The following is a 13,306-nucleotide window of genomic DNA, read 5'->3' as shown; positions in this document are numbered from 1 at the left end:
ATTTGATGGGGAGAATACTGGCATTAGTGATTATTTTAATACCTGGAGCCTTTGCAGCACTTGGCATTAAGCTGCTGCGTGACACTGTTTTCGGCATCATCATTGCACCATTTCCATATTTATGGCTGCAAGGAATTGCAGGGTTGTTATTTTTAGGGGGAGGTCTTTATGTTGTTGCAGGATTTATTTTATATAGAGACCGTAAACGAAATAAAGTAACAACTCGTTTTAAGCAAAGGTAATCATGAAAAAGACCCGCTGTTGATAGCGGGTCTTTATTTCATTTCTTCTCTTATTTTGACGGCTCGATCAGGAAAATCTGTAAAGATTCCATCAACACCCAAGGTCAACATATTTTTTATTTGCTTCTCACTGTTTACAGTAAACGGTCTGATCACTTGTTGGTCCGCATGGAGAGCGGATACTACTTCTTTTGTCACCCCAGCGCCCTTTATATTCGGATGGTAGCCCTTTGCCGGGATTGTTTTTAAATACATGTCCGGTTGATGAATCACATCCATCGTGAGGACCGCCAGTTCAATGTGCGGCATCAGCTTGTGAAAAAGAGCTAAGCTGCCGTGATGAAATGATGAGACAAGCACTCGATCCTCTATTTGAAAGTGCTCAATTTGCTCTTTTACTTTTTCTTCAATCCCTGGATATCGATAAATAGAGTTTTTTAATTCAATGTTGATCATAAAGGATGGTCTCTGCGTCACTAGCTCTAATACTTCTTCTAATAGAGGAATGGAGACCGCACCCGTTTCTTCATAGAAAGAATGACTCGCATCTCCTCTTTTTAACTCTTCATATGTATAGTCTTTCACTAACCCTTTCATATTGGTCGTTCGGTTCAGCTTTTCATCGTGAATGACAGCTAGTCTGCCGTCTTTGGTGAGCTGAACATCAAGCTCAATCCCATCCGCTCCAGAATGGAGTGCGTGCTCAAAGGCAATCATGGTGTTCTCTGGATAGTTTCCTTTAAAGCCTCTATGTGCAAAAATTTTCGTCATATGCCACCTCTAAATATGATGATTACCTATATTATGACGTGTCTTTTTTCGTTTTGCCAGTTTGAGCACATAAAAAAACCTCTTCTAATAAGAGAGAAGAGGTTGACAGGTAAATTCGATCACGTAATCGCTCTGATGGCTTGCTCTGTCGTCTCTGCGTCAAGAGCAAAAAGGGAAGAAACAACTGCGACTGCTGTAACGATTGTTACACCTAACAACAACTTTTTCATAAGATAACCTCCACTTTCTTTTGAAGTATTTGCGCATCGAATTTCTTTTCAAGAAAACGAATGGCATTTTGATAATCATTTCGTTCCTTGAAGTATTTCGATATTTGTTCAGACAAATCCTCAAGCTCCACATATAATCTATTTTTTTCTATGTAGTCTAATTTTTCAGAGAATACGTCTGCTGCTCCACTATTTTCGCACATCAAATCCAAAATTTCAAATTTTACTATATATTCATTATTTTGGATATCGCAGCTATATTGAATCCCCTCTTTAATATATTCTTTCGCCTCATGATCTCCTAAATGAACTAAGGCATTTGCGAGAACATATAAAGATTGGATGAAATAATGGCTATTGTCGCGATGAATTTGAATGCTCATCCCTTTTTTGGCGTATTGCGCACTTTTTTCATAATCAGGTTTTGCGTAATAAAGAACCGCTAAATTGTGATAGCACTTCCCAATCAGCACTTCATTGTTAATGCGCTTACTTTTCTCAAGTGCCTCTTGGTACTTTTCCTCAGCTTCATCAAACTGTAGTAAATCAATACAGTTGCTCGCATGTAAGATCAAGCTGTCAATCGCCTGTGCGGTATATTCTTCATGCGCTTTAAATGTATCAATGGCTTTTTTAATATGATTAATGGAAATGAAATTTTGCTTCAGTTCGTAATAAATGGAAGCGACTTTATGATGAAAAGTTCCGACTTCAAGATCTTCATTCACACGTTTTAGCCGCTGCTCAGCAATCTTATAAAAACTAATCGCCTCATCATATTTTTTGACATAGGCAGCATATTGGCCTTTATAAAAGTAAAAATAAAAATTAATAATGTCATCTGCTTTTTCATCCAGCGTTCCGACACTTTTCATAATCTGATTGGCTTTTTCAATATTTCCAAGTAACATTTCATGTCTGCCGTCGACTAGCTGATAATAAAGAAGAACTTCTCGATCCTCATCTGTATTTTTTAGCAAATTCTGAATTTTCTCTTTATAGACAGCAGATTTTTCTAGGTCATTCTGAGAAATGACCCTCGTCCACTTGCTAATTTCGTTCGCAACCTCAGCAGAGTGGATTTTCAGCTTTCCCATAACCTCACCCTCTTCTTTTCATTATTATAGCATAGTAAAAGAATGTGAAAATTATTAAATTCGACAATGGGAATATTCAGTTCAAATGGCACAATCTCTAAGAAGCCAGTGACTTTAAAACGCCAACCAATCAGGTCAATAGAAATAGAACTTTCGATCTCATTTACTTTATTTACTAATTACATAAGACCTTTTCCTCTCATCCTTTTTCTTACGAATGAGCGTTTTCTTCTTCTATAATCCAATTGATTAGCGTAGCTGATTACCACTATTTTATGTCCTATTCATTTCTTTCATGCTTTATTTTTCATTTTATTCTGAAAATAAAGCGACCCGTTTGTCCAATTTAAATATTAAAGATGATTTTATCAACATATCCATTTTTTAGCAATATTTTACAAAAATAAAAAAACGCCTCATTGAAGAAACGTTTTTTTATGGACGTTGACTTAGCTTGCTCTATGCTCTAAACGCAGACGATCAGCCACCATCGCAATAAATTCTGAATTGGTCGGTTTGGCTTTTGACATGCTGACTGTGTAGCCAAAGAGTGACGAAATGGAGTCAATATTCCCTCTGCTCCAAGCCACTTCAATGGCATGACGAATCGCTCGTTCTACCCTGCTGGCTGTCGTGTTAAATTTCTTTGCAATGTCTGGGTACAATACTTTTGTAATACTGCCGAGTAGTTCAATATCATTGTACACCATCGAAATGGCTTCTCTTAAGTATAAATAGCCTTTAATATGAGCTGGCACGCCAATCTCATGAATAATCGTCGTAATGCTCGCATCTAAGTTCTTACGTTTCGGTTCAGGTTTGCTGCGAAGGACACTGTTTTGGATAGATGAAGATCGATGGCTGACTTGTGTGCCGTTTCCACTGACTTGACGGATATGACCTACGAGGTTTTCCATATCGAATGGTTTCAAAATGAAATAGGATGCGCCCAAATCGACTGCTTTTTTCGTTACGTCTTCTTGTCCGAAAGCCGTCAGCATAATGACACTTGGCTGTTTGGTCATTTCATTGTTTTCACGGAGGCGTTCCAGTACAGCAAGACCGTCTAAATGAGGCATGATAATATCTAAGAGGAGAACGTCGGGCTCTTTATCTTTAAATAATGTCAGACATTCCTGACCATTATACGCCACGCCAAGTACTTCCATATCTTCCTGTCCCTCAATATACTCTGTCAAAAGGCCAACAAGTTCTCGATTGTCATCAGCTACACACACTTTAATTTTCTCCACGTTCTTTCCTCCCCAATGTCGATTCCTTAGTCTTTTGCATTTCTCTTCTGAGTGTTCAATTCGACAAAACCATGCTATCCCCTTTAAAAAAGTTTAATTTTCCGAATAATAGAGCATTATCTAGCTTTTTCTACGTTTTTCTTAATGAATCGACGATTATTGCAATTTGACAACACACTGTTTTCCATTTTGTCGAAAAATCTCTTTTTCCTTATTTTATAACATGATGGAAGAGAAAGAAAGGGTAGAAAAAACTGCCGGAAGATTCGCGGCAGTTTTTCATCAGCTTGCTTTTTTGTTTTTTTGATAAAGGTCAATTCCTGCTTCTGACAGCATCCATTCAATGTGTACGCCGTATCCGCTTGTCGGGTCATTGACGAACACGTGAGTGACCGCTCCAATGACTTTGCCATTTTGGATGATCGGACTACCGCTCATTCCTTGAACGATCCCGCCCGTTTTGCTTAATAAGCGTTCATCTGTTACTTTAAGCACCATTCCTTTTGTTGCCGGGAATTTTTGTGGTGTTGTGCTGACGATTTTAATATCAAATTTCTCTACTTTATCATGGTCCACGACCGTTAATATTTCGGCTGGACCTTCTTTTACTTCATTTGATAATGCGACTGGAAGTGGTTTGTCTGCTACATGATTTTCAAGTTTTTCGGTTAACGTACCAAATATACCGAATGGACTGTTACGTGAAATATCACCTATCGTTTTTCTTTCGGAAGAAAACCTGGCCAATTTTTCCCCAGGGTTGCCTCCTGTCCCTTTTTCAATGGATGTGACAGTTGATCTGACAATTTCACCATTGTCGACCACGATTGGTTTTTTTGTATCCATGTCAGAAATCACATGCCCAAGGGCGCCATATTTTTTAGAAGATGGTTCAAAGAAGGTCATCGTCCCGATTCCTGCTGCGGAGTCACGAATATAAAGACCAATTCGATAAGTACCTTCACTTGAATCTTTAGCGGGTGTTAATGTCGTTTGAAAGGTTTTATGGTCTCTTTTTATGAGTAAATGAAGGGTTTCCCCCGTTTTTCCGGCTTTCTGAATAAATGGGGTGAGGTCATTCATCTTCTCCATTTTCTGACCATTGATCTCAATGATCATATCCCCTGATTGAATGCCTGCAGCTTCACCTGGTGATTTTTTGCCGTCTGCTGTTGTGATTTGATGAAAACCGACAACGAGAACTCCGACAGAATGGAGTTTGACGCCAATGGATTGTCCTCCAGGAATGACTTTTAATTCGGGAAGAACATCGACTTTTGTTTTCTTAATAGGAAATCCTTTAAAATCATAAACAATTTCGGCTTTTCCCGCCTTTTGTCCCGTTACTTCAAGTTGATTCTTTTTCTCTGAAAGACTAAAGGCTGGTGAAGAAGCATTGGCTGACGCTTCAATGGATGTATCAATCGAATGCTTCTCGTGTTCAAATACTGCGACAGTTGTTGGAATGCTGATATATTCCTTCACTATGCTCATAAACCCTGTACTTATTAAAGAAACAAGGAGAATCACACCAATGGCTTTTCTCATCTTTTCGGGCATTCATTTTTCACTCTCCTCGCTCCTTACCCACACCAGAACATTAATGTTTTGGCTACATCTTTACTTTTGCCTTCTTAGCGAGGATTTATAACCGACACCTTTAGAAAATGATTGGATAAATTGATAAAAGAAAAAGACGATTTCATGCGTATATACGGCGAATATGAGACAATATAAAAAAGGCAGCTGTTGTTTCAGCTACCCTGTCGTTTTGACATCATTTGCTTGGTGCAGTAATTCTTTTGCATGCTGTTTTGTGAGCTCAGTGACTTCTACACCAGCAATCATTCGGCCAATTTCACTCACTTTTTCATCATCACTGAGTGGTTTGACGTTCGTCATTGTTCTACCAGCTTTAGCGCGTTTAGAAATAAAAAGATGTGTATCAGCCATTGCTGCGACTTGCGGCAGATGGGTAATACAGAGTACTTGTGAGCCTGCTGCGACTTTATAAATTTTTTCAGCAATGGCTTGTGCGACTCTGCCGCTAACGCCCGTATCCACTTCATCAAATATAATGGACGTCACTTCTTGTTTCGCTGAGAAAATACTTTTCACTGCCAGCATGACACGTGAAATTTCTCCTCCAGATGCTACTTTTGACAAAGATTTCATCGGTTCACCCGGATTTGTAGAAATGACAAATTGCGCTTGATCTATGCCATTTTTCCCGAGCTGTACGGGTTTTCCATCTAAAAGCGGGCAGTCCGTACTGCCAAATGGTGCATATCGAATCGTAAAAGCGGTATCAAAAGAAGACTTCTCCATATATAAATCCTTCAATTCAGCTTGAATATGCTTCGCCAGTTTTTTCGCCCATTTTTTACGGAGCTCTGACACGTTAAGCGCTTCAAGCAATGCATCCCGGCTTATCGCATCAAGTTTGTTTTTAAGTGTCTGCAAATGGCTGTCTCGATTTTGGATTTGGTCTATCTCCTCTTCAATCTTAGCCGCATATTCTAAAATTTCCTCAACGGTTGTGCCGTATTTTCGCTTCAGCTGCTTCATCTCATTTAGTCTAGACTCAATAAAATCAAGACGGGCTGGGTCAAATTCTAATTGATCAAGCATGCTGCGCATTTGAAAAGTAGAATCTTCTAATAAATAATAGGAGTTTGACACTTGCTCAGAGAGCTTTTTCAGATCGTCGTTGATCTCAGAAACTTGCTCAAGCTCGCTTGAAGCCATCCCAACCCAATCAAGTCCTCCCTGCTCATTACGCAGAGCATTATATGCGTTTTGAAGTGAGGAAAAGATTTTTTCAAAATTGCTGATTTGATGACGTTCCTCTTGAAGCTTCTCATCTTCCCCAGGCTCTAATTGTGCCGCTTCAATCTCTTCCAGCTGAAATTGCAATAAGTCTAACCGGTGAACCATTTCCTGTTCATTTTCAGACAGCTGTTTGAGTTTTTGCGCCGTCTTCATATATTGATCATACGCTTCTTGATACTGTGAGAGAGCATGTGCAATTTCTTCTGCTCCAAATTGATCAAGCAAATGTAAATGATTTTCATCTTCCATTAACAGCTGATTATCGTGCTGTCCATGTATATCAAGCAAAAGACGGCCAACTTCTCTTAAAAGCGAGATGGTGACAAGCTTACCATTAATGCGGCAAATGCTTTTCCCGCTTTGATTGATATCACGGCGAAGAATCATCATTTCATCAGATGCATCAATTCCTTGCTCCTCGCAAAGGGCAAATACAGGATGATCTGCTGGTACAAGAAAAAGACCTTCCAGCTCTGCTTTTTTTTCACCATAACGGACAAATTCGGATGATCCTCTTCCCCCTACGAGAAGTGAGACAGCGTCAATCATGATTGATTTTCCGGCACCTGTTTCCCCTGTTAGAACTGTGAGTCCTTTTTCAAACGAAACCGTTAACTCCTCGATGATTGCAAAGTTTTTAATGGTTAGTTCTGCTAACACTCATTTGACACCTCTTTTTGTAAACCTGATCTCTTTATAGAAGTTCTAAAATTTTAGACGAAACTGTATCCGTATCGTCTGGCGTGCGGCAAATGATTAAGATGGTATCATCCCCACAAATGGTTCCCATAATTTCTTCCCAATCTAAATTATCCATTAAAGCACCGATGGCTTGAGCGTTCCCAGGCATTGTTTTTAGAACGATTAAATGACTGGCAGCATCCATTTTAATAAATGCGTCCATTAAGGAACGCTTTAATTTTGATAGTGGGTTAAACCGCTGATCTGCAGGAAGGCTGTATTTATATGTTCCATTATTTGTTGGCACTTTGACTAAATGCAGTTCTTTGATATCTCTTGATACGGTCGCCTGTGTGATGTTATATCCATCCGCTTTCAAAATATCGACTAATTCGTCTTGTGTTTCGATTTCTTGGCTTGCGATAATTTCTCTAATCTTAATATGTCTTTGACCTTTGTTCATTTTGACCCCCCTAGGCGTTAGAATCTCAGTTTGTCTTTACGTTCTATGTTATATGATGCACACTTCAAAAAACAAGCATTACGTGAGAAACGGTTAATTCTGATCTTTTGACCATGTAAAAAGGAATAATAGCGAGCTATTATTCCTCGCATTCTTTGTCAGTCCTGCGCTCTGGTGCTCACGAATGCCAAATTCGCTTCGCGCCAGTACTCGTCCTTCCTAGACTGCAAAGGTTTTCTATCACGCTGAAAAGAAGACAAAGGGCTAAAATCAAGTTCATTTTAGCCCTTTGTCAACAATCTAAAAGGAATAATAGCGAGCTATTATTCCTTTTGTTTCAATAATTCATGTGTCAGCCGGCTCAGGACTGTTTTTCTTTTCTTTCAATACGGCATGGGCTTCTTTGACGACTTTTTCAAGTTCAGATACTGGAAGTGCCGTATTCTCTTCTTGATCGGGATGCAGGACCAAGTGGAGGAGAAATTCGATATTTCCATCTCCGCCTGTAATGGGTGAAAACGAAACATCCTTTACATCATAGCCTTCTTTTGCAGCAAATTGATTCATTTCTTCTAGCACACCAAGGTGTACAGAAGGTTCTCGCACAATGCCTTTTTTTCCAACAAGCTCTCTGCCCGCTTCAAACTGCGGCTTTACTAGCGCAATACAGTCGCCGCCTGGGATAAGAATATGCTTTAATGCGGGAAGAATGAGTTTGAGCGAGATAAATGATACATCAATAGATGCAACCTCTGGTAATCCTTCGGTGAAATCTGCCGGAACAGAATGGCGGAAGTTGGTGCGTTCCATGACGATCACCCGATCATCCTGTCGTAATTTCCACGCAAGCTGATTGTAGCCAACATCCACAGCATAGGATTTGACTGCTCCATTTTGGAGTGCGCAATCTGTAAATCCCCCTGTTGATGAGCCGATATCAATTAAAAGCTTTCCTTCAACGGTTAAATCAAATTCTTGAAGTGCCTTTTCGAGCTTTAGCCCACCTCGGCTGACATATTTCAGCGGATTCCCCTTCACAGTCAGCGGGGTATCACGAGCGATTTTTTCTCCTGGCTTATCCAAACGGTTTTCATTTGAATAAACGATCCCTGCCATAATGGCGCGTTTTGCTTTCTCTCTCGTTTCCATTAGTCCTTGTTCGACTAATAAAACGTCAAGTCGTTCTTTCTTTGATGTCATGATCCAATTCCTTTTCTTGGTGCTGCGGGAAGCAGATTACGTAACGTTTCAGCAACCTGCGTTTTCGTCAGTCCAATTTCCTCAAGTAGCGCATCGACACTTCCATGCTCAATAAATTCATCTGGAATGCCCATACGTTCTACTTTTATATGAGACGCTTTTTTGTCGTGAATATATTCTAATACGCTGCTGCCAAATCCACCTTGAAGCACCGCTTCTTCTATTGTTAAAATTGGCAAACCTTCAGACAGTATCTCATTTAACATGCCTTCATCAAGAGGCTTAATGAAACGTGCATTGACAACACGGATTGATTTACCTTCTTTTTGCAGTTCTTCTGCTGCCTGCAGCGCCATTTTAATGGTTGTACCGAATGTTAAAATGACAGCATCTTTCCCGGGACGAAGAACTTCCCAAGAACCAATTGGGATGGTTTTCAGCTGTTCATCCATTTTGACGCCTAGTCCATTTCCACGCGGGAAGCGCATGGCGATTGGACCATCATCATATTGAATGGCTGTGTTGACCATATGCTGTCCTTCATTTTCATCTTTTGGCATCATGAGAACCATATTCGGCATATGACGCATGAAAGCAATGTCAAACACACCTTGATGCGTTTCTCCATCTGCACCGACAAGACCTGCACGGTCAATTCCAATGAACACATTGAGATTTTGACGGCAAATATCATGCAGCACTTGATCATAGGCTCTTTGAAGGAACGTTGAATAAATCGCTAAAAATGGCTTCATGTCCTGTGTAGCAAGTCCGGCTGCCATTGTTGCAGCGTGCTGCTCTGCAATTCCAACATCAAACATTCGCTCAGGGAATTCTTTTGCAAATCCTTCAAGCTTTGAGCCAACGGGCATTGCAGGTGTAATCGCGACAATCCGCTCATCTTCCCGTGCAAGCTTTCTGACGGTTTCACTGACGAGACCACTCCATGACGGTGCAGCTGCTGTCGGTTTTACAAAGTCACCTGTGTCGATTTTGTATGGGCCTGTTCCGTGCCATGTGCCGATCTTATCAGATTCGGCCGGCTTATAGCCTTTTCCTTTTTTCGTGATGACATGAAGGAGAACCGGGCCTTTTGTTTTCTTTGCGTATTCAAGATTCTCAAACAAATCTTCATAGGAATGTCCATCTACTGGTCCTAAGTAAGTAAAGCCCATTTCCTCAAAGAACATACCAGAAACAAGCAAATATTTCAGACTGTCCTTGATACGTTCTGCTGTTGCAGCAAGCTTCCCACCTACTGCTGGGATACGCTTGAATAAATATTCAAGCTCGTCCTTTACCCATTGGTATTTACCAGCTGTACGTAGTCTGCCAAGCATTGTATGGATCGCACCAACGTTTGGCGCAATACTCATTTCATTGTCGTTTAAGATCACAATCATGTCTTTTTTTTCATCCCCGATATGGTTCAGTGCTTCTAACGCCATACCGCCGGTTAGTGCACCATCGCCGATAATCGGGAGAATGTATTCATCTGTTCCTTTAATGTCACGCGCTGCCGCCATTCCCATTGCACCAGATAATGAGGTTGAACTGTGTCCAGTCTCCCAAACATCATGTTCACTTTCATTTCGTTTGGGGAAACCGCAGAGCCCTTTATATTGACGAAGCGTATCAAACTCGGCGCCTCTTCCAGTTAACAGCTTGTGAACGTAAGATTGATGTCCAACATCCCAAAGAAATTTGTCTTTCGGGCTGTCAAATACTTTGTGAAGTGCAACAGTAAGTTCAACGACACCAAGGTTTGGACCAATGTGCCCACCAGAGTTCGCTAACGACTCAATTAAAAACGTGCGAATGTCCGCACTCAGCTCCTCTAATTCTGCATTTGACATTCCTTTTAGAAACGTTGGATTTTTTATTGATAAAAGATCCAATCAGGATCAACTCGCTTTCAACAAAATTTCTATCTACATATATAATGCCTTATTCCTATGAAAACCAATTCAGGAATAAGAGTTGTCTCATCATGATAAACTGTTTACAGTTTACCACAATTGCTCGAGGACCCTCAAATCTAGGCTGTTTTTAGTGATCTCGTGAGGCAATCAGATCGCATAAATCATGCAGCAAGTTTTGCTCCAACTCAAGATTTGAGACAATTTCTTTCGCACGAGTGATATGTTCATCCAGCTTTTCTTTTGCTCCTGAAAGCGTTAATAAAGAAGGATATGTCGACTTTTCATTTGCTGTATCGGAGCCGATCCGCTTTCCTATTTTCTCTTCGCTGCCTTCAAGATCTAAAATATCATCACGGATTTGAAAAGCAATGCCAATATGATAGCTGAATTCTCTCAGCTTTTCGATCTCATCATCAGATGCACCTGCCAGTATCGCACCAGCAACCACACTAAAGGTGAGTAGCTTTCCTGTTTTGCGGGCATGAATCGATTCTAATTCAGAAAGAGGGATTTGTTTCTGTTCTGCTTCCATATCATCAAATTGCCCGCCAACCATTCCGAGTGCACCTGCTGATGTAACAAGTTCATCGATGATTCTAAGCTTTTGATCAGCAGGTACATCGTCAGATAATTGCGATGTAATCAGACGGAAGCTTTCAGTGAGCAGCGCATCACCTGCAAGAACGGCTGTTGCCTCGCCGTATACTTTATGGTTGGTCGGCTTTCCTCGGCGCAGATCATCATCGTCCATACAAGGAAGATCATCATGTATCAACGAATACGTATGAATCATTTCCACTGCACAGCCTACTGGTATACCGTCTTCTTCCTTTTTCCCATACGCATTTAAAAGAGCAAGAACAAGCACAGGACGCAGTCTTTTTCCGCCAGCCTTCAGAGAATAAAGCATAGAAGATTTCAGCTCTTCTGGAATAGACAATTCCTGCACATATGTAAATAAATAATCTTCAATTGCTTGTTTTCGTGTTGTTAAAAATTCGTTTAAGTTACTTGTCACCAGCATCTGCCTCCTTCACCGAAAAAGGAGCCAGTTCACCGTCCTCTTTCAAAATGAAATCCATTTGCTTTTCAACATGCTGTAATTTTTCATGGCAAAGTTTTGAGAGCGTCATACCCTCTTGGAAATAGTGGATAGCTTGTTCAAGCGGTACATCGCCTTCTTCGAGCTTTCCCACAATCTCTTCAAGTCCTTTCATGGCCTCTTCAAATGTCATTTGTTCTTCTTTTTGTTTATTTGATTCTGTCATGATGATTGCCCTCCTTCTCAATAACCTCACAAATCAGACGTCCATCCTTCATTGTAATCGTCAGTTGATCCTTCGTTTCTACTTGATTCACACTTTTAATGAGCTCATCTTCTTTATAGGCTAAACTATAGCCTCTTTCCATGACTTGAAGCGGATTTAATGCATTTAGTTTACCAAGAACCGATTGGAACTGCGAATGAATTGTTTTCATTTGCACATTCATGCTCCGAACGAGCTGTTCTGTTTCATTGGCGTGACGTTTTTTCGCCTGAAGCAGCTGCTCTTTTGGATGAAGCGGCTTCAGTCTATATGTTTGGCGGTCAAGTTGACTGCGTTTTTGTTCCATTTGTCTTGTCAGCTGTTTTTGAAAACGATCAAATACCATATCGAATTGCTGCTCTTTTTGCTCTTGTAATCGTTTTGGAAAACGGAAAGCATAGGAGGATTGAAGTGCCACAAGACGGTCTTTTGCTTGTGACGTTCGATTTTTTACCGCTCTTGTTAACCGAATGTCGATTGATTTGATTCGTTCGATTAAGTCGGCTGTGCTTGGAACAGCTAGTTCTGCTGCTCCTGTTGGTGTGGGTGCTCTCATGTCTGCAGTGAAATCACTAATGGTAAAGTCTGTTTCGTGCCCAACGGCAGAAATGATTGGAATGTCTGATGCGAAGATCGCTCTTGCGACTGCTTCTTCATTAAAGGCCCAAAGTTCTTCAATCGATCCTCCGCCTCTCCCGACAATCAAGACATCACAAAGCTGTTTTTCATTGGCTTCTTTAATCCGTTCCACAATCGAACGCGGAGCATTTTCTCCTTGGACTAATGCCGGAAGCACAATGATCTTGGCCTGCTGATAGCGCCGATTGATCGTGGTAATGACATCTCGAACAGCTGCTCCTGTTGGGGATGTAATGACACCAACAACCTCTGGAAATTCAGGAATTGTTTTTTTATAGCGCTCATCAAATAAGCCTTCACTTGCTAGTTTCTTCTTCAGCTCTTCATAGGCAAGATGAAGAGCACCAACACCATCAGGCTGCATTTCTTTTGCATATAATTGATAGCTTCCGCTCGGTTCGTAGACTTGAATTCCGCCACGTACGAACACTTTCATTCCGCTCTTTGGTGAAAAAGGTAGCTTGGACGCGGAGCGCTGGAACATAACAGCTTGCATACGTGCATTTTCGTCCTTTAAGGTGAAATAAACATGACCTCTTGAATGAATCTTCACATTTGATAACTCACCTTTGATCCAAATATCTTCTAAATGAGGGTCAACATCAAATTTTCTTTTTATGTATTTTGTAAGGGCTGTGACCGTCACAAAGGCTTTTTCACTCATGACGT

Annotated in this window: 12 protein-coding genes; 1 reads left to right on the top strand and 11 read right to left on the bottom strand. The window is 40.7% G+C overall.

What is annotated here, in order from left to right; all coding sequences use genetic code 11:
- Window positions 1-5: 5 nt before the first annotated feature.
- Window positions 6-242: a DUF2627 domain-containing protein gene (locus ACSBQP_RS01700; protein WP_017357960.1), complete on the top strand. Its 237-nt coding sequence runs from the start codon at window positions 6-8 to the stop codon at window positions 240-242.
- A 33-nt stretch (window positions 243-275) separates the two neighbouring features.
- Here ACSBQP_RS01700 and ACSBQP_RS01695 read toward each other — a convergent pair whose 3' ends face one another.
- The 11 genes from ACSBQP_RS01695 to xseA all read right to left on the bottom strand — a co-directional run bounded on the left by ACSBQP_RS01695 (window position 276) and on the right by xseA (window position 13,301).
- A complete protein-coding gene (locus ACSBQP_RS01695; protein ID WP_017367573.1) occupies window positions 276-1,013 on the bottom strand; it encodes a glycerophosphodiester phosphodiesterase in 738 nt (245 codons plus the stop codon).
- Window positions 1,014-1,239: 226 nt separating this feature from the next.
- Window positions 1,240-2,340 (bottom strand): Rap family tetratricopeptide repeat protein, encoded by a 1,101-nt coding sequence (locus ACSBQP_RS01690; protein WP_019743381.1) that lies wholly within the window; start codon window positions 2,338-2,340, stop codon window positions 1,240-1,242.
- Between the two features lie 449 nt (window positions 2,341-2,789).
- On the bottom strand, window positions 2,790-3,593 hold the full coding sequence (spo0A, locus tag ACSBQP_RS01685; protein WP_008342226.1) for a sporulation transcription factor Spo0A: 804 nt from the start codon (window positions 3,591-3,593) through the stop codon (window positions 2,790-2,792).
- A gap of 282 nt (window positions 3,594-3,875) precedes the next feature.
- A complete protein-coding gene (spoIVB, locus tag ACSBQP_RS01680; RefSeq protein WP_017367575.1) occupies window positions 3,876-5,153 on the bottom strand; it encodes a SpoIVB peptidase in 1,278 nt (425 codons plus the stop codon).
- Window positions 5,154-5,351: 198 nt separating this feature from the next.
- Entirely contained in the window at window positions 5,352-7,085 is a 1,734-nt protein-coding gene (recN, locus tag ACSBQP_RS01675; RefSeq protein ID WP_017367576.1) for a DNA repair protein RecN, read from the bottom strand.
- Between the two features lie 34 nt (window positions 7,086-7,119).
- On the bottom strand, window positions 7,120-7,569 hold the full coding sequence (ahrC, locus tag ACSBQP_RS01670) for a transcriptional regulator AhrC/ArgR (protein ID WP_007501163.1): 450 nt from the start codon (window positions 7,567-7,569) through the stop codon (window positions 7,120-7,122).
- Window positions 7,570-7,914: 345 nt separating this feature from the next.
- Window positions 7,915-8,769, bottom strand: coding sequence for a TlyA family RNA methyltransferase (locus ACSBQP_RS01665; RefSeq protein WP_007501164.1), 855 nt, complete (start codon window positions 8,767-8,769; stop codon window positions 7,915-7,917).
- On the bottom strand, window positions 8,766-10,667 hold the full coding sequence (dxs, locus tag ACSBQP_RS01660) for a 1-deoxy-D-xylulose-5-phosphate synthase (protein WP_435028137.1): 1,902 nt from the start codon (window positions 10,665-10,667) through the stop codon (window positions 8,766-8,768). The genes ACSBQP_RS01665 and dxs overlap by 4 nt, the downstream gene beginning before the upstream one ends.
- Window positions 10,668-10,818: 151 nt before the next feature.
- Complete coding sequence (locus tag ACSBQP_RS01655) at window positions 10,819-11,715, bottom strand: polyprenyl synthetase family protein (protein WP_205831366.1); 897 nt, start codon at window positions 11,713-11,715, stop codon at window positions 10,819-10,821.
- Window positions 11,699-11,959 carry an exodeoxyribonuclease VII small subunit gene (locus ACSBQP_RS01650; RefSeq protein ID WP_003215880.1) on the bottom strand — a complete coding sequence of 87 codons (261 nt, stop codon included), beginning with the start codon at window positions 11,957-11,959 and terminating at the stop codon, window positions 11,699-11,701. The genes ACSBQP_RS01655 and ACSBQP_RS01650 overlap by 17 nt, the downstream gene beginning before the upstream one ends.
- Entirely contained in the window at window positions 11,943-13,301 is a 1,359-nt protein-coding gene (gene xseA / locus ACSBQP_RS01645) for an exodeoxyribonuclease VII large subunit (protein ID WP_017357964.1), read from the bottom strand. The genes ACSBQP_RS01650 and xseA overlap by 17 nt, the downstream gene beginning before the upstream one ends.
- Window positions 13,302-13,306 lie beyond the last annotated feature (5 nt).

This window comes from Bacillus sp. G402 (assembly GCF_051172515.1).
Lineage (GTDB): Bacteria > Bacillota > Bacilli > Bacillales > Bacillaceae > Bacillus > Bacillus altitudinis.
This window is presented reverse-complemented; position numbering and strand designations above follow the sequence as displayed.